General features: G+C 69.0%; 14 protein-coding genes. All 14 read left to right on the forward strand.

Going from position 1 to position 16,936, the window contains the following annotated elements; translation table 11 throughout:
• Positions 1–4 precede the first annotated feature (4 nt).
• The 14 genes from FHQ07_RS13275 to FHQ07_RS13340 all read left to right on the forward strand — a co-directional run bounded on the left by FHQ07_RS13275 (position 5) and on the right by FHQ07_RS13340 (position 16,914).
• Positions 5–2,476: a GH92 family glycosyl hydrolase gene (locus FHQ07_RS13275; RefSeq protein ID WP_139717454.1), complete on the forward strand. Its 2,472-nt coding sequence runs from the start codon at positions 5–7 to the stop codon at positions 2,474–2,476.
• Positions 2,477–2,480: 4 nt separating this feature from the next.
• Positions 2,481–3,518 carry a LacI family DNA-binding transcriptional regulator gene (locus tag FHQ07_RS13280; RefSeq protein ID WP_139717456.1) on the forward strand — a complete coding sequence of 346 codons (1,038 nt, stop codon included), beginning with the start codon at positions 2,481–2,483 and terminating at the stop codon, positions 3,516–3,518.
• A 38-nt stretch (positions 3,519–3,556) separates the two neighbouring features.
• Positions 3,557–4,852 (forward strand): L-fucose:H+ symporter permease, encoded by a 1,296-nt coding sequence (gene fucP, locus FHQ07_RS13285; protein WP_425476921.1) that lies wholly within the window; start codon positions 3,557–3,559, stop codon positions 4,850–4,852.
• Between the two features lie 7 nt (positions 4,853–4,859).
• Positions 4,860–5,858: a carbohydrate kinase family protein gene (locus FHQ07_RS13290; RefSeq protein WP_139717460.1), complete on the forward strand. Its 999-nt coding sequence runs from the start codon at positions 4,860–4,862 to the stop codon at positions 5,856–5,858.
• On the forward strand, positions 5,845–7,092 hold the full coding sequence (locus tag FHQ07_RS13295) for an AGE family epimerase/isomerase (protein WP_139717461.1): 1,248 nt from the start codon (positions 5,845–5,847) through the stop codon (positions 7,090–7,092). The genes FHQ07_RS13290 and FHQ07_RS13295 overlap by 14 nt, the downstream gene beginning before the upstream one ends.
• Positions 7,089–8,510: a glycoside hydrolase family 47 protein gene (locus tag FHQ07_RS13300; protein WP_240703502.1), complete on the forward strand. Its 1,422-nt coding sequence runs from the start codon at positions 7,089–7,091 to the stop codon at positions 8,508–8,510. Before FHQ07_RS13295 ends, FHQ07_RS13300 begins: the two co-directional genes overlap by 4 nt.
• Before the next feature lie 188 nt (positions 8,511–8,698).
• Positions 8,699–9,124, forward strand: coding sequence for a GntR family transcriptional regulator (locus tag FHQ07_RS13305; RefSeq protein WP_206202324.1), 426 nt, complete (start codon positions 8,699–8,701; stop codon positions 9,122–9,124).
• On the forward strand, positions 9,121–10,005 hold the full coding sequence (locus tag FHQ07_RS13310) for an ABC transporter ATP-binding protein (protein ID WP_139717462.1): 885 nt from the start codon (positions 9,121–9,123) through the stop codon (positions 10,003–10,005). The genes FHQ07_RS13305 and FHQ07_RS13310 overlap by 4 nt, the downstream gene beginning before the upstream one ends.
• Complete coding sequence (locus FHQ07_RS13315) at positions 10,002–10,688, forward strand: ABC-2 transporter permease (protein ID WP_139717463.1); 687 nt, start codon at positions 10,002–10,004, stop codon at positions 10,686–10,688. Before FHQ07_RS13310 ends, FHQ07_RS13315 begins: the two co-directional genes overlap by 4 nt.
• Entirely contained in the window at positions 10,663–11,862 is a 1,200-nt protein-coding gene (locus tag FHQ07_RS13320; RefSeq protein WP_139717465.1) for an acyltransferase family protein, read from the forward strand. Before FHQ07_RS13315 ends, FHQ07_RS13320 begins: the two co-directional genes overlap by 26 nt.
• A 386-nt stretch (positions 11,863–12,248) precedes the next feature.
• The gene (locus FHQ07_RS13325) at positions 12,249–13,550 is read left to right on the forward strand and encodes a PQQ-dependent sugar dehydrogenase (RefSeq protein ID WP_139717467.1); all 1,302 of its coding nucleotides are present in this window, start codon (positions 12,249–12,251) and stop codon (positions 13,548–13,550) included.
• Positions 13,551–13,628: 78 nt separating this feature from the next.
• Complete coding sequence (locus FHQ07_RS13330; protein ID WP_168191569.1) at positions 13,629–14,027, forward strand: CopL family metal-binding regulatory protein; 399 nt, start codon at positions 13,629–13,631, stop codon at positions 14,025–14,027.
• A 116-nt stretch (positions 14,028–14,143) separates the two neighbouring features.
• Complete coding sequence (locus FHQ07_RS13335) at positions 14,144–15,949, forward strand: copper resistance system multicopper oxidase (RefSeq protein ID WP_139717470.1); 1,806 nt, start codon at positions 14,144–14,146, stop codon at positions 15,947–15,949.
• Complete coding sequence (locus FHQ07_RS13340) at positions 15,946–16,914, forward strand: copper resistance protein B (protein WP_139717472.1); 969 nt, start codon at positions 15,946–15,948, stop codon at positions 16,912–16,914. Before FHQ07_RS13335 ends, FHQ07_RS13340 begins: the two co-directional genes overlap by 4 nt.
• Positions 16,915–16,936 lie beyond the last annotated feature (22 nt).

Here is a 16,936-nt window from a genome sequence, read left to right on the forward strand (position 1 = left end):
GTGCATGTCGCAGGGCTATCCGGCCCGCTTTGGCGGGCGTTCGAGCAGGGCGCTGCATGCGTTCGTGCTGGCCGCAGGCGTGTGCATCGCATCGCAGGCGACGGCGGCGGATGCCGGGTTGCCGGCGCGGGTCAACACCTTCATCGGCAGCCAGGACGAGGGCAATACCTTCCCGGGCGCGTCGGCGCCGTTCGGCATGCTCCAGGTCAGCCCGATCAGCGACCACTACGCCGGCTACCGCTACGACGACAAGAAGATCCGCGGCTTCGGCCACTCCTTCGTGTCCGGCGCCGGTTGCTGGGAGCAGGGCGGGCAGGTCGCGGTGCTGCCGGTGACCGGGAGCATCGGGCCGGGCGGCGATTTCGACACCAGCGACAACAAGGCGGCAGCGTTCGACTACAAGGCCTATGCATCGGCCTATACGCACGACGGCGAAGTCGGGCAGGCCGGCTACTACAAGGTGCGCCTGACCGATCGCGGCGGCATCGATGCGGAAATGACCGCATTGACCCGCGCGGCGGCAGAGCGTTACACCTTCGCCGCGGATGCGAAGAGCGGCCACGTGCTGGTCAACCTCGGCCAGGCCAACGAGAAGCATGAAGTCGTCGGCAGCGTGGTCGAGGTGGTCGGCGACCGCGCGCTGGAAGGCCGGCTGGTGACCAAGAGCTTCTGCGGCGGCAAGCAGTACACCACCTGGTTCCGCATCGAATTCGATCGCCCGTTCAAGGCGTTCGGCGTATGGGACAAGGACGGCGGCGTGCCCGGCGCGCGGCACAGCGTGGGCGCGCAGTGGGAAGTGCCGAATGGCGCGTGGCTGACGTTCGACCTGGGCGCGTCGCGCAGCGTGACCGCGGTGAGCGCGATCTCGCATGTCGATGCCGAGGGCGCGCGCCGCAACCTGGACGCCGAAGGCAGGCGCGGCGGCAAGCTCATCGCCTTCGATGCGATGCGCCGGCAGGCGCAGGACGCCTGGCGCAAGGAACTCGGCTCGATCCGCATCGAGGGCGCCAGCGCCGACGACCGCACGGTGTTCTATACCGCGCTGTACCACGCGCTGCTGCAACCGATGACCGGCAGTGACGCCGATGGCCGCTACCGCGGTTACGACGAGAACATCCATGTCGCCGATGGCTGGACCTACCACGAGTATTTCTCGCTGTGGGACACCTATCGCACGCAGAACCAGCTGCTGGCGATGCTGCGTCCGCAGCGCGCGCGCGACATCGCGCGTTCGATGCTGGCGATCCACGACCAGATGGGCTGGCTGCCGCGCTGGGGCTATGCCAACTTCGACACCAACATCATGACCGGCGATCCGGTCACGCCGTGGCTGGTCGACCTGTGGCGCTTCGGCGCGTTGCAGGGCCGCGAGCGCGAGGCCTGGCAGGCGCTGTGGCAGAACGCCGACGGACGGCCACCGGCGATGTCGCGGGCGCAGGGCCGCGCCGGCAACGACAGCTACCTGGCGCAGGGTTTCGTGCCCTACGACCGCGCCTATCCGTCGAAGGGCATGGACGTCGACCAGCACCACGGCGGTTCGGCCACGCTGGAATATGCATTGGGCGATTGCGCGCTGGCGCAGATGGCATCGGCGCTCGGCGAAACCCGGGCCGCCGCGATCCTGCGCGAACGCGGGCGCAACTGGCGCAAGGTCTGGGATGCGGATGTCGTGGATTCGCAACTGGGCTTCCGCGGCTTCCCTCGTCCGCGCATCGATGACGGCGGGTTCTACGTGCCGACCCATGGCGCATACGACCCGCGCTCCAACCACGGCTTCCACGAAGGCACCGCCTGGCAATACCAGTGGCTGGTGCAGCAGGACGTGCCGGGGCTGGTCGCGGCGATGGGCGGGATCGAACAGGCGCGCCAGCGGCTGGACGCGTTCTTCGCCTACGACGCACTGGCGCAGGACCTGCAGGGCGGTGCGCGCAAGCAGTGGGTGGTCGGCCCGTACAGCTACTACAACCAGTACCGCTACAACCCCAACAACGAACCCGACCTGCACAGCCCGTGGATGTACACGTTGCTCGGCCAGCCGTGGAAGACCGCGACCGTGGTGCGCGCGGCGCAGGCGCTGTTCACCAATGCGCCGAACGGCGTCACCGGCAACGACGACCTCGGCACGATGTCGGCCTGGTACATCTTCAGCGCGATCGGCCTGTATCCGGCGGTGCCCGGCAGCGGGCAATTGCTGCTGCATGCGCCGCGTTTCGCCGGGGTGGAGCTCGAGCTCGGCGATGGCGGGGTCCTGCGCATCGAGGCGCCAGGCGCGGACGGCCGCAAATTGCAGTACATCGGCGGCCTGGCGATGGATGGCATCGCGCATGCGCCGGCATGGATCGGCTGGGATCGGTTGCGCCGGGGCGGCGCGATCCGCATCGAGCTGGTCGATCGCCCGCCGCTGGACGGCTGGGGAACCGCGCCGGAAGACCTGCCGGCCGCACTCTGCCCGGCCGCGCTGCCGGCAGGTGGATGAGCGCATGCGTCCAGCCAGGCCGAACCGGGAAAGGAAGATCACCGTCAACGACGTCGCGCTCGCCAGCGGGGTGTCGCGGGCCACGGTGTCGCTGGTCCTGCGCGGCAGCCCGCTGGTGCATGCCAAGACACGCGAGCGCGTCGAACGGCAGATCGCGGCGCTGGGTTACGTCTACAACCGCGCGGCCGCCAACCTGCGCACGCGCACGTCGAGCAGCGTCGCCCTGATCATCAACGACCTCTCCAATCCGTTCTTCGCCGAATTCGCGATGGGGGTGGGCGATGCGCTGGTCGGCGCCGGCCATGTCGCCCTGCTCGGCAGCACCGGCGAGTCGGTGGAGTGGCAGGAAGCGGTGCTCGGGTCGCTGATGGAGCACAGCCCGGCCGGCATCATCCTGTCGCCGGCGGAACATACCGATGGCCCGCGCCTGCAGCGCATGCTCGGCCACGAGCCGGTGGTGGTGTTCAACCGCGAGATCCCCGGCACGCAATGGGATTTCCTCGCCCTCGACAACCGCAACGGCGCGCGCCTGGCCACCGAGCACTTGCTGTCGCTCGGCCATCGCCGGATCGCGTTCTTCGGCGGCCATGCCGATTCCAGCTCCTGCCAGGAGCGCCGCCAGGGCTACCTCGGCGCGATGGACGCCGCCGGCGTCGCCGCGGATCCGCGCTGGCTGGTGGAATGCGCGCCGAACCGCGTCGAATCCAGGCAGGCGACCCGCATGCTGTTCCAGCAGGAGCACGGGCTTACCGCCGCGGTCTGCTACAACGACAACGTCGCCCTCGGTTTCAAGCTCGGCCTGATGGAGCGCGGCCTGCGCCCGGGGCTGGACTTCGCGCTGACCGGCTTCGACGACATTCCCGAAGCCGCGCAGACCACGCCGGCATTGACCACGCTCGCCGTCGATCCGCGCGAACGCGGCCGCCAGGCCGCCGAACTGCTGCTGGAGCGCGTGCGCGATCCGGATGCGCCGGTGCGCCGGGTGATCGCGCCGGTGCGGCTGGTGGTGCGCGACAGCAGCGGCACGCCCTTGCACGACTGACCCGATAACCAGACCGCGCGAGGAGAGGCGCGCAAGCCATGCATATTTCGCAAATGCCTTCGGGCGCTCCATCGGGCGATGCAACTGCGCCTGCGGTCAACACCCGCGTCGCCCTGGCCGTGGTCACCACGGTGTTCTTCATGTGGGGCTTCCTCACCTGCCTCAACGACATCCTGATTCCGCATCTCAAGGCGGTGTTCGAACTGAACTACGCGCGGGCGATGCTGGTGCAGTTCACCTTCTTCGGCGCGTACTTCCTGATGTCGCTGCCGGCGGGCCGGCTGGTCGCGCACCTGGGCTACAAGAAGGGCATCGTCGCCGGGCTGGTGATCGCCGGGATCGGCGCGCTCGGCTTCTGGCCGGCGGCGCACCTGCGCATCTACGAAGCCTTCCTCGCCGCGCTGTTCGTGCTGGCCACCGGCATCACCGTGCTGCAGGTCGCGGCCAATCCCTACGTCGCCTTGCTCGGGCCGGAAAGCACGGCCTCCAGCCGGCTGACCCTGGCGCAGGCGTTGAACTCGCTGGGCACGGCAATTGCTCCAAAGTTCGGTGGCATGCTGATTCTGGGCGGCACAATTTTGAGTGCAGAGCAGTTGTCCGCATTGCCGGAAGCCCAACAATTGGCCTATCGCGGAGCGGAAGCACAGTCTGTGCAGGGGCCGTACATTGGGCTGGCATTCGTGCTTTTCCTGCTCGCGGTGTTCGTTTTCCTGTTCCGCTTGCCCGCGTTGACCGAGACCACCGAACAGGCCGACGACCAGAAGCACACTTTGATGGACACGCTGCGCCATCCGCATGTGCTGTTCGGCGTGCTGGCGATCTTCTTCTACGTCGGCGCGGAAGTGGCGATCGGCAGCTTCCTGGTCAATTACCTGTCGATGCCGGAGATCGGCGGTTTCAGTGAGCAACATGCGACCAACTATGTGTCCGCCTACTGGACGCTGGCGATGGTCGGCCGCTTCATCGGCTCCGCGCTGCTGGCGAAGTTCCCGCCGCGCACGCTGCTGGCGCTGTTCGCGCTGGCCTGCGTGGCGCTGCTGCTGCTCACCATGTCGGGCGCCGGTTCGCTGGCGGTGTACAGCGTGGTCGCCATCGGCCTGTTCAACTCGATCATGTTCCCGACCATCTTCGCGCTGGGCATCGAACGCCTCGGCCCGCTGACCGGCAAGGCCTCCAGCTTGCTGATCATGGCGATCGTCGGCGGCGCGGTGGTGCCGTTCGCGCAGGGCCTGCTGGCCGACCGCATCGGCGTGCAGCATGCCTTCGTGCTGCCGCTGCTGTGCTACGGCTACATCGTCTGGTACGGCCTGCGGGGTTCGCGCCGCGATGGATGAGGCCGCGATGGGACGCGGGATCCTCTGCTTCGGCGAGGCGCTGATCGACTTCCTCGCCCGTCCCGGCGACGCGCCTGGTGCGCCGCGCAGCTTCCTGCAGTTCGCCGGTGGCGCTCCGGCCAATGTGGCGGTGGCGGTGGCGCGGCTGGGCGGCGCTGCGCAGTTCATCGGCATGCTCGGCGAAGACATGTTCGGCGACTTCCTGCTCGGCAGCCTGCGCGATGCCGGCGTCGGCACCTCGGGCATCGTCCGCACCGATGCGGCGAAGACCGCGCTGGCCTTCGTCGCCCTGGACGACGAAGGCGAGCGCAGCTTCAGTTTCCATCGGCCGCCGGCCGCGGACCTGCTGTTCCGCGACGCGCATTTCCAGCCGGCCATGTTCGAACGCGCGGCATCCTTCCATGCCTGTTCCAACAGCCTGACCGAACCCGCCATCGCCGAGGCCACCTTCGCCGGCATGCGCCGCGCGCGCGCTGCCGGCGTGCTGGCCAGCGTCGACCTCAACCTGCGGCCGGCGCTGTGGCCGCGGGAAGTCGACCCACATCCGTGGCTGTGGCGCCTGCTGGACGCGGCGGACCTGGTGAAGCTGGCACGCAACGAACTCGACTACCTGGCGGCACCGCTGGGCGGCGAGCGGGCCGTGCTGGCGCGGCTGTTCGCCGGCCATGCGCGGCTGGTGCTGGTCACCGACGGCGCCGCCGACATGCGCTGGCATGCGCGCGATGCCGGCGGCACGGTCGCCGGTTTCCGGGTGCGCGCCATCGACACCACCGCGGCCGGCGACGCCTTCGTCGGCGGCCTGTTGTACCGGCTCGCGGAGCGGGGCATCGATGCGGCCGGCATCGACGCGTTCGTCGCCGATACCGCCGCGATCGAAGACGCGATGCGCTTCGCCGCCGCCTGCGGCGCGCTCGCGGTCACCCGCCATGGCGCATTCGCCGCCATGCCCACCCACGCCGAAGTCATCCGCCTGCTGCAGGACGAGGACCTCCATGGACCAGCCTGATTTCCGTTCGCCCGAGTTCCTGCGCGCGCACATCGCCCGCACGATGGCGTTCTACCATCCGCGCTGCATCGATCCGGCCGGCGGTTTCTTCCACTACTTCAAGGACGACGGCACGGTCTACGACACGGGCCATCGCCACCTGGTCAGCAGCACCCGCTTCGTCTTCAATTACGCGATGGCGTATCGCGAGTTCGGCAACGCGGAATACCGCGAGGCGATGCTGCACGGCCTGCATTACCTGTGTTATGCGCATCTCGACGCCGAGACCGGCGGCTATGCCTGGACGATCCGCGACGGCGCGGCGGAGGACCGCAGCAACCACTGCTACGGCCTGGCCTTCGTGCTGCTGGCGTATGCGCATGCGCGGATGGCCGGCGTGGCCGAGGCCGCCGACTGGATGGAGGAAGTCTGGCTGCTGCTGGAAGCGCGCTTCTGGGAGGCGGAACACGGCCTGTACAGGGACGAGGCCGATGCCGACTGGAACTTCAGCGGCTATCGCGGCCAGAACGCCAACATGCACATGTGCGAGGCGATGCTCGCCGCCTACGAGGCCAGCGACGACACGCGCTGGCTGGACCGCGCGCTGCTGCTGGCCGGCAACATGACCCGCCGGCAGGCGGCCCAGGCCGGCGGCCTGGTCTGGGAGCATTACGACAGCGACTGGAACGTGGACTGGAACTACCACCTCGACGATCCGAAGCACCTGTTCCGCCCGTGGGGATTCCAGCCCGGCCACCAGACCGAATGGGCCAAGCTGCTGTTGATCCTCGATCGCCACGTGGCGACCGATTGGCTGGCGCCGATGGCGCGCCACCTGTTCGACACCGCGCTGGCGTGCTCCTGGGACAGCGAACGCGGCGGGATGTACTACGGCTTCGCGCCGGAAGCGCGGCGGCAACCTGGCATGCAGGGTGCGCCGATCGGCGGCGGGCTTCTTCCCGAGGGGATGTTCGTCTGCGACGACGACAAGTATTTCTGGGTGCAGGCCGAGTCGCTGGCCGCCGCGGCGCTGCTGGCCGCGCGCTTCGATGAGCCGCAGTACTGGGACTGGTATGAACACCTGTGGGCGTATGCGTGGGCGCACCTGGTCGATCACGCGCATGGCGCGTGGTACCGCATCCTCGATGCCGACAACCGCAAGTACGGCGACCAGAAGAGTCCGGCCGGCAAGACCGACTACCACACCATGGGTGCGGCCTACGAAGTGATGAACCTGCTGAGGCCGGGCAAGTGAGCGGCGCGTCCGTTCGCGCCTTGGGCCTGGCCGCGGCCTTGTCGATGCTGGCGATGGCCGCAGGTTGCGCGCAATCCCCGCCCAGGCCGGGTGCGCCCGCCGCCGCGGCTTACGCACAGCCGATGGACGACGCCGAAGCCGCGCGCATGGCCGCACGCGTGCGCGAGGAAACCCGCCACGCCTGGCAGGGCTACATGCGCTACGCGAGCGGCCACGACGCGCTCAAGCCGTTGAGCAAGGCGCCGCACGACTGGTATCCGCAGTCGCTGCTGATGACCCCGGTGGATGCGCTGGACACGCTGTTGTTGATGGGGCTGGACAAGGAGGCCGCCGAGGCGCGCGAACTGATCGTCACCCGCCTGTCGTTCGACCACGACATGAAGGTGCAGAACTTCGAGGTCACCATCCGCCTGCTCGGCGGCCTGTTGTCCGGCTACCAGATGACCGGCGACCGCAAGCTGCTCGAGTTGGCCGACGACCTCGGCACGCGCCTGCTGCCGGCGTTCGAGTCGCCCACCGGCCTGCCGTACACCCACGTCAACCTGCGCACCGGCGAGGCCAGCGGCAAGGTCAGCAACCCGGCCGAGACCGGCACCCTGCTGCTGGAGTTCGGCACGCTCTCGAAACTCACCGGCAAGCCGGTCTATTACGACAAGGCCAAGCGCGCATTGGTCGCGACCTTCGAGCGGCGGTCGAAGATCGGCCTGGTCGGCAGCGGCATCGATGTCGAGACCGGCGCATGGACCGACCGCGACAGCCACATCGGCGGCGGCATCGACTCCTATTACGAATACCTGCTGAAGTGCTGGAAGCTGTTCGGCGACCAGGACTGCAAGCGCATGTGGGAGCAGAGCGTCGGCCCGATGAACGCCTATCTCGCCGACGAACTGCGCGACGGCGAGCTCTGGTACGGCCACGCGGACATGGACACGGGCGCGCGCGCTGCCAGCGTCTACGGCGCGCTGGACGCGTTCCTGCCGGCGGTGCTGGCGCTGGGCGGCGACATCGACCGCGCCGCGCGCCTGCAACGGTCCGGCCAGGCGATGTGGCGACTGCACGGCATCGAGCCCGAAGCGCTCGACTACCGCAAGATGGAGGTCGTGTCCGGTGGCTACCAGTTGCGCCCGGAGATCGTCGAGTCCGCGTACTACCTGCATCACTACACCCGCGACCCGCGCTGGCGCGCGATGGGCCGCGAGTTCTTCGACGACTTCGTCCGCCACGCCCGCACCGACGCAGGCTATGCGGCGATCCGCGACGTGCGCACGATGGAGCGGCGCGACGCGATGGAGAGTTTCCTGTTCGCCGAAACCTTCAAGTACTACTGGCTGCTGTTCTCGCCGCCGTCCGCGCTGGACTTCGATGGCGTGGTGTTCAACACCGAGGCGCATCCGTTGCGGAAGACCTGGAAGGACTGAGGCCAGGCGCAGGCGCGGGCGGATCCGCGCGGACCGGTCCCGGGCCGGCTCGGCCCGTCGAACATGCCGCGGTGAGGTTCGCCGGCGGCATGTGCTTGCGGCTGCCCGCGCGGTCGCTCCTGCGGTCGGCCATTGACGACTGAAAATATCTGTGTATATTCACTATACACACTAAGTCGAAGGCCTGCATGGGCGACGAACTGCTGCTGTCTCCGCACTCGAGCACGCCGATGTACGTGCAGATCGTGGAGCAGGTCGTCGCCAAGGTGATGGCGGGGGAATGGCAGGCGGGCGCGCCGTTGCCATCCATCCGCGAGCTCGCCGCCGGCAGCCGCGTCAGCGTGATCACGGTCAAGCGCGCCTACCTGGAACTGGAGCGGGCCGGCGTGATCGTGACGCGGCACGGCAAGGGTTCGTTCGTGGCCGATGCGCTGGACGCCACCCAGGCGCTGGCCACCCAGGAATTCCAGGCGCAGTTGCAGGGGCTGCTGGAGGCGGCCAGGAAGCTCGGGCTCGCGCGACGGGAGATCGTCGAACGGGTGGAACAGGCGCTGGCCGGGCAGGCCGACGCCGCACACACGACCAAGAACCACGATCCAGGGAAACCGCAATGATCCCCGCCATCGCGCTGCAAGGCGTGCGCAAGCACTACGACGGCTTCGCCCTGCACGACATCGACCTGGTGCTGCCGGCCGGGCAGGTGATGGGCCTGGTCGGCGTCAATGGCGCCGGCAAGTCGACCCTGTTGCGTCTGCTGATGGGCCTTGTCCGTGCCGATGGCGGCACGGTGGAGGTGCTCGGCCAACGGATGCCACAGGCGCAGGTCGCGGTGAAGCGCGAGATCGGCTACGCCTCCGACGACATGCGCCTGTATCGCGGGCAGAGCCTGCGCTGGCACATGGACTTCATCCGCAGCGTCTATCCCGCGTGGGACGAGGCCTATGCGCAGGACCTGCTGAAGCGCTTCGACCTGCGGCCGCAGCAGGCACTCGGCGGCTTCTCCCACGGGCAACGGGTCAAGGCCCTGCTGCTGCTGATCTTCGCCCGCCATCCGCGGCTGCTGTTGCTGGACGAGCCGACCACGGGGCTGGATCCGGTCGCGCGCGGCGAGGTGCTCGACGCCATCGCCGACGTCCTGCGCGACGAAGAACGCTCGATCCTGTTCTCCTCGCACAACACCGCCGACATCGAGCAGATCGCCGATTCGATCGCCTTCCTGCATGGCGGCCACGTGGTCGCCGCGCGCGACAAGGAATCCTTCCTCGACGGCTGGCGGCGGATCCTTTGCCGCGGCGCGTCCACGGAGGCGCTTCGCCGCCTGCCGGGCGTCGCCTCGATCCGCGACAGCGCGCCCTTGCTGGAAGTGAAGACCGGCGCGTTCGACGATGCCACCCTGCCTGCGCTGCAGGCGCTCGGGCTTGCCGTCGAATCGATCGAGCCGATGTCGCTGGAAGACATCTTCATCACCACCGTCCGCGGGAGCGGCAACGCATGAACTGGCTCGCATCCGATGCCGCGATGGTCCGCAGGCTGATCGTCAAGGATTGGCAGGTCTACCAGAAGCAACTCGCGGGCTTCATCGGTGGCCTGCTGTTTGCCCTGGGGTTGGTGGGGATGGGCACGCCGCTGATGTCGGCCGCCGGTGGGCTGTTGCTGCTGGTGCTGCTGATCGTGGTGGGCACCTTCGCGGTCGGGTCCCTGGTCATGGCCGAACGCAAGCAACAGACCCAGCCCTTCGTGATGAGCCTGCCGGTGACGCCGATGGACGTCTTCTGGGGGAAGTTGCTGGCCAACCTGACGATCTACATGGTGCCGTTCCTGCTCGTGACCGGCGGCCTGCTGGGCCTGATCCTGGCCACGCCGGGTCCCGACGGCGCCGTGCCATGGGTGGTGCTGATCGCATTGTTCGTGCTGGTGAATTTCATCGTCTCGCTGTGCGTGGCGATCGCGGTGGATTCGGAAGGCTGGAACGCCTTCGCGATGCTGGCGCTGATGACACTGATCGGACCCTTCATCTACTGGGTCACCTGGATGGATGGCATACGCGAGCATCTGCGGGGCGATGCCGTCGTCTGGAGTCCGCAGGTGCTGGGGCTGGTCGGCGGCGAACTGGCGGTGATGGCCATCGCGATCCTCGCCGCCGGCTGGGCGCATGCGCGCAAGGCCTCGTTCCTCTGAGCTCGCCGCGATGCAGGCCGGCAACCGCGTCCACTACATGGACAACCTGCGCGCGCTGGCGATGCTGGCCGGCGTGGTCTTCCATGCGGCGCTCGCCTACAGCCCGCTGATGCATCCGGTGTGGCCGGCGGCGGATGCTGGCAACGCACGCATCGTCGATGCGTTCGCCTGGTTCCTGCACATGTTCCGGATGCCGCTGTTCTTCGCGGTGGCGGGATATTTCGCGGCGCTGCTGGTGGCGCGGCGCGGCATGGCGGGCCTGTTCCGCAATCGTGGCGTGCGCGTGCTGCTGCCGTTGGTATTGTTCGCACCGCTCGTGCTCGCCGGCATGGGCCGGCTGACCGAACGCGCGGCGTTGTCGGCGGCGCATCCGTCGCCGGCGCTGGCGTGGATCCGCGCCTACATCGCCCAGCACGGCGCGATGCCGTCGATGCCGGGTTGGGCGCACCTGTGGTTCCTGTTCTACCTGCTGCTGTTCACGCTGATGGTCTGGATCGCGTCGACGCTGGAGCTGGGGCGCATCGGCCGCAGGATCGCGGCGATGCCCGCGGTCGCGATGCTTGCCGGCCTGCCGGTGCTGCTGGCGCCCGCACTGGCACTGACCGGGACGCCATGGCCCGCGCCGGAGTTCTTCGTGCCCGCGCTATGGGCGCTGGCGTTCTTCGGCGTCTACTTCGCATTCGGCTACCAGTTGTTCCATCACGAGGCCTTGCTCGCGCGCCTGCAGCCGCTGTCGGCCTTGCTGCCGATCGGCGCGATTGCGGCCTACGCGTTGCTGTTCCGCCTGACCGACGGATTCGCGGCCACGCATGCTTCCACCGCCCAGCACATGCTGCATGCCCTGCTTGAAGCCTGCGCCGGGCTCTGGATGACGCTGTGGTGCCTGCTCGCCGCGCAGCGATGGCTGGACACCCGCAACGCGGCCATGCGCTGGCTCGCCGATGGCTCGTACTGGGTCTACATCGTGCACCTGCCATTGCTGCTTGCGATCCAGTACCGGCTGCTGGACCTGCCGATGCACTGGGCCGCCAAGTTCGCGATCTCGGTATCGGCCACGGCGCTGTTGTCGTTCGCCAGCTACCAGCTGCTGGTCCGGCGCAGCGTGCTCGGCAGGTTGCTGAACGGCAGGCAGTCGGGCCGACGCAGCCGGGCGGTGGCGATGCACGGCAGCTAGCTGTGGAGCTCCAAGGCGTCGTCGCGGCGGGCGAATTCCGCTACCCGGCACGGTTCATGCCCCGCTTTGCGTTCGTTCAGCGCGATCGCCATCGTTTGACGAGGGCGTGACGCAGGCGGCGCGATGCTGCGCGAGCCGGGATATGCCGACGTGCAAGGAGTGTGCTCATGCCCACCGCCAAGCAAACACGCCAGGCGAATCGAATCGAGCGCAACGCGCCTGCGCCCGCAATCGCGCATCGCGCGCCGGGCGGATCGCGCGTACCGGCATGGTCGAGCGCAAGGCCGGAAGGCGCCAGGGCCGATGCGTCCGCGACAGGGCGAGGGCAAGGCCCGATCGCGCGAACAGCGCAGGGCATTGCCCTCTGCCTGGTGTTCGGCTCCGCCATGGCAGCGTGCGCCGCACCGCAGGACGCCGGGGCGCAACGCACCGACGCCAGCCAGACCGGTTCCAATCCCGCATTGCCTGCGCCCCGCGCGCCGCGCCCGATCCCCACCATCAACATCGCCCCGGCGGTCGGTTGGCGAGCCGCGGAAAAACCCGAAGCGGCACCGGGTCTCGCGGTGAATGCCTACGCGGAAGGCTTGCAGCATCCGCGCTGGCTGTACGTGTTGCCGAATGGCGATGTGCTGGTGGCGGAGACCAATGCGCCGCCGAAGCCCGCCGAAACAGGACTGCGCGCATGGTTCATGAAGAAGGTGATGGGCCGCGCGGGCGCGGGCGTGCCGAGTGCGAACCGGATCAGCTTGTTGCGCGACGCCGACGGCGATGGCGTGGCCGAGACGCGCAGGATCCTGCTGGCCGGTCTGCATTCGCCCTTCGGCATGGCCTTGGCCGGCGGCCGCCTGTACGTGGCGAATGCCGACGCCATCGTCAGCGTCGCCTGGCGATCCCCGCGCAACGGCATGGCCGCCATCGCCGAAGCGCCGCGCAAACTGACGGACTTGCCGGGTGGCCCGCGCAACCATCACTGGACCAAGAGTCTGCTCGCCAGTGGCGATGGCCGCCGCCTCTACGTGGGGGTCGGATCCAACAGCAATGCCGCCGAGAACGGCATGCAGGAGGAAGCCTGGCGTGCCGACATCCTCGAGATCGACACCGCAAGCGGCCGCAAGCGCGTGTTCGCCTCGGGTTTGCGCAATCCGGTCGGCATGGCGTGGGAGCCGGCCACCGGTGCGCTGTGGACGGTGGTCAACGAACGCGACGAACTCGGCGACCAGCTGGTGCCCGACTACCTCACCTCGGTGCGCGAGGCCGCGTTCTATGGCTGGCCATACAGCTATTACGGCCAGCATGTCGATGCCAGGGTCAGGCCGCAGCGGCCGGATCTGGTGGCGCGTGCCATCGCGCCGGACTATGCGCTGGGTTCGCATGTCGCGCCGCTGGGCCTGGCCTTCGCCAAGGGCGCGCGCCTGCCCGGCTATGCCGAGGGCGCCTTCGTCGGCCTGCATGGTTCGTGGAACCGCCGCGAACCCGCGGGCTACAAGGTCGTGTTCGTTCCCTTCGCCAACGGCAAGCCGCAAGGCCAACCCGTGGACGTACTGACCGGCTTCCTCGACGGTCGAGGCAATGCGCGCGGCCGGCCCGCCGGGGTGGCGATCGGCGGCGATGGGGCGCTGCTGGTCGCCGACGATGTCGGCAACCGCGTATGGCGCGTGACCGCCCTGCGCACGCCCGGCAACCGCTGAAGCCATTCGGATCTTGCGCACTGCGTCGATCGGCGCTGCATTTCGCCCGTCGTGGCGCTGCACGGTAAGATGGAATCCATGTCCGCTCGCGCCATCCTCCTGCGCCTGTTGCTGTGCTTCGCCCTCGTGCTCAACGGGGTGGCGCCGGCGATGGCATCCGTGCGGATGCATGCAGGCACGGACGACCGCCATGCCGCCGCGAGCGAACCGGCGCAGGTGGCCGGGCATGCCATGCCCTGCCACGAGGACGGATCGCCGCCGATGGCGAGCCCGGAGCAATCGCCCAAGCAACCCGCCGCGCCAGGCTGCTGCAAGTCGGCCACGTGCGCCTGTGCATGCATCAGCCATGCCGCCGCGTTGCCGCCGGCGATCGCGTTCCACGGTGCGGCGATGCCCCATGCCGGCGACATCCGGCCGATGCCGGCGGGCCATGCCGCCCCGGCCTTGCCCCACCTGATCCGACCTCCCATCGGCTGAGTGTCCTGCGGCGCCACCGGCGCCGATCCGCATGCGCGCGCGCCTGCCGTGCGCTGCGCTTGCGGCCTTCGATCCGGCGCCTGCGCTGGACGCCCCGACACCACGATGGAGTTCACATGTCTTCCGATCCTTTCGGCCGAGATGCCGATGGCCTGTCCAAGCCTTCGCGGCGGCGATTCGTGCAGGGCCTGGCGGCCGGCGGTGCGATCGCCGGCCTCGGCCTGTGGCCGAAACCCGCCTGGGCATTGAAAGGGCCCGGCAACGCCAACGTGCTGTCCGGCACCGAGTTCGACCTCACCATCGGCGAGACGCCGATGGCGTTCACCGGGCGCGTGCGCAGCGCGGTCACCGTCAACGGCTCGCTGCCCGCGCCCGTGCTGCGCTGGCGCGAGGGCAGCACGGTGAACCTGCGGGTGTCCAATGCGCTGCCGGCCGGCTCGGTCCACGGCCACGAAACCTCGATCCATTGGCACGGGATCCTGCTGCCCGCCAACATGGACGGGGTGCCGGGCTTGAGCTTCGACGGCATCCATCGCGGCCAGACGTACCGGTACCGCTTCGATGTCCGCCAGGGCGGCACCTACTGGTACCACAGCCATTCCGGCTTCCAGGAGCAGGCCGGCCTGTACGGCGCGCTGATCATCGATCCGGTCGAGCCCGAACCGTTCGCCTACGACCGCGATTACGTGGTGCTGCTGTCCGACTGGACCGACCTCGATCCACGGCGGTTGTTCTCGCGGCTGAAGAAGATGCCGATGTACGACAACCATGCGCTGCGCACGGTCGGCGACTTCATGCGCGATGCCGGACGCGACGGCCTGGCGGCGACGCTCGCGGATCGCAGGCAGTGGGGCAGGATGCGGATGTCGCCGACCGACCTGTCGGATGTCAACGCGAACACCTACACCTACCTGCTCAACGGCAGCACCTCGCTGGGCAACTGGACCGGCCTGTTCCGCGGCGGCGAGAAGCTCCGCCTGCGTTTCATCAACGGCTCGGCGATGACCCATTTCGACGTGCGCATCCCCGGCCTGAAGATGACCGTGGTCGCCGCCGATGGCCAGTACGTGCACCCGGTGACGGTCGACGAGTTCCGCATCGCCACCGCCGAGACCTACGACGTGATCGTCGAGCCCTCCGGCCAGGACGCGTTCACCATTTTCGCCCAGGACATGGGCCGCACCGGCTACGTCGCCGGCACGCTGGCGGTGCGCGAAGGCCTGCGCGCGCCGGTCCCGCCGGTCGATCCGCGCCCGCTGCTGAGCATGGCCGACATGGGGCATGGCGGCATGGCCGCGGCCAAGGCCGGCGAGATGGCCTGCGGCGCGAACATGGGCATGCCGGGCATGGACCACGGCGCGAAGCCCGGCATGGGGCATGGCGCCGGCATGCAGTCGCACCCGGCCAGCGAAACCGGCAACCCGCTGGTCGACATGCAGGCGATGTCGCCGGTGGCGAAACTCGACGATCCCGGCATCGGCCTGCGCGACAACGGGCGCAAGGCGCTGAGCTATTCGATGCTCAAGAGCGCGTTCGACGATCCGGACGGCCGCGAGCCGGGACGCGAGATCGAACTGCACCTGACCGGCCACATGGAACGTTTCGCCTGGAGTTTCGACGGCCGCAAGTTCGCCGATGCCGAACCGCTGCGCCTCAACTACGGCGAGCGCCTGCGCATCGTGCTGGTCAACGACACGATGATGACCCACCCGATCCACCTGCATGGCATGTGGAGCGACCTGGAGGACGCGCAGGGCGGGTTCCTGGTGCGCAAGCACACCATCGACATGCCGCCCGGCAGCAGGCGCAGCTACCGCGTCCGCGCCGACGCGCTGGGCGACTGGGCCTACCACTGCCACCTGCTGTACCACATGGAGGCGGGGATGATGCGCACGGTGCGGGTCGGGGAGGGCATCGCATGAAGACCCTGGCGACAGGCCTGTTCGGGCTCGCGCTGCTGTCGGCGACGCCGGCATTCGCGCAGCAGGCGGATCACTCGAAGATGGACCACTCGAAGATGGATCGCGCTGCGCCGGCGGCGAAAGCCGAACCCGCGCGGGATGCGCGGGCGCCGGCTGCGCAAACGGCGATCGAGCATGCGCAGATGGATCACTCGAGCATGGGCCATGACATGTCCGGCATGCAGGGCATGGCGATGCCGCGCGCCGACGGCCGGCCCGCCACCCCGGTCCCGCCGCCCACCGACGCCGATCGCGCGGCGGCGGTGCCGCCTGCGGGCGGACACGCGATGCACGGCACCACGCGGCAGTACTACGTGCTGTTCAATCGCCTCGAGGGATTCGACGCCGGGCCCGGCAGCGGCCAGGCATGGGAAGCGCGCGGCTGGGTCGGCGGCGACCGCAGCAAGCTCTGGCTGCGCAGCGAAGGCGAGCGCAGCGGCGGGCACGCCGAAAGCGCGGATCTGGAAGTGCTGTACGGGCGCGCGTTCGCCCGCTGGTGGGAGGTCGTGGCCGGCATGCGCCACGACTTCAAGCCGGGCGCCGCGCAGGACTTCGTGGCGGTGGGCGTGCAGGGGCTGGCGCCGTACAAGTTCGAGGTCGCGGCCACCGCCTACCTCGGCCGGTCCGGGCAGGCCGGCGCGCGGCTCGAAGTCGAATACGAAACGCGGCTGAGCGATCGCTGGATCCTGCAGCCGCTGCTCGAACTCGAATTCCATGGCAAGGACGACGCGCGGCGCGGCATCGGTTCCGGACTGGGCACGGCGGAGGCGGGCGCGCGCCTGCGTTGCGAGGTCACCCGCCAGTTCGCGCCCTACATCGGCATCGTCCATGAGCGGGCGTTCGGCCGCACCTCGGGCATGCGCCGCGCCGCCGGCGAAGAGGTCCGGGATACCCGCTTGGTCGCGGGCCTCCGCTTCTGGTTCTGAGCGGAGAACCGCGCCGCGCCGC

The sequence above is a fragment of the Thermomonas aquatica genome, from assembly GCF_006337105.1.
Classification (GTDB): domain Bacteria; phylum Pseudomonadota; class Gammaproteobacteria; order Xanthomonadales; family Xanthomonadaceae; genus Thermomonas; species Thermomonas aquatica.